Source organism: Streptomyces boetiae, from assembly GCF_031845405.1.
In the GTDB taxonomy this organism is placed as follows: domain Bacteria; phylum Actinomycetota; class Actinomycetes; order Streptomycetales; family Streptomycetaceae; genus Streptomyces; species Streptomyces boetiae.
This window is the reverse complement of the sequence record NZ_JAVREN010000114.1, coordinates 1-504: the sequence shown is the minus strand read 5'-3', so window position 1 is coordinate 504 and position 504 is coordinate 1. Positions and strand designations below refer to the sequence as shown.

Here is a 504-nt window from a genome sequence, read left to right as displayed (position 1 = left end):
ATCGACTGACGTCAGCATCCACTGATACTGTCACACCGGCGGGCGGCGGGGCCACCCCCGGCCTTCGCGCCGGCCCGCCCGCGCACCGCCCCGCACGCCCGCAGACCCGCGGAGGTTCCCATGGCCGTCCCGTCAGTGCCGCCGCTCCCCGATCCCCGTCTGGCCACGGGCGCACAGCGGCTCGCGGAGCGCTGGGCCGGCCACTACGCCGAGGAGACCGTGCGCACCCTGCTTGCAGACTCCTACCGGCAGATGGCCGCCCATGCCCGGGTCCGCGCCCACCTGGTCCTTCTGGCCGAACGCCTTGCCGCCGAACGCCTGGAGGCCTTGGCGCACAGCGAGGCCCCGCCGGGGCGCCGGCCGCCGCGGGTGCTGTTCGTGTGCAGTCACAACGCCGGCCGCTCCCAGCTCGCCGCCGCCCTGCTGACCCTGCGGGCGGGCGGGCGGGTCGCCGTCCCCTCCGCCGGCACCCACCCCGCCGCCCACGTCCACCCCGCGGACGAG

The 504-nt window shown here is 77.4% G+C and carries 1 protein-coding gene; it reads left to right on the top strand.

Annotation, left to right across the window (positions count from 1 at the left end):
• Positions 1 to 120: 120 nt before the first annotated feature.
• A partial coding sequence (locus RM780_RS27625; protein WP_394813106.1) for a three-helix bundle dimerization domain-containing protein occupies positions 121 to 504 on the top strand: 384 nt, incomplete at its 3' end.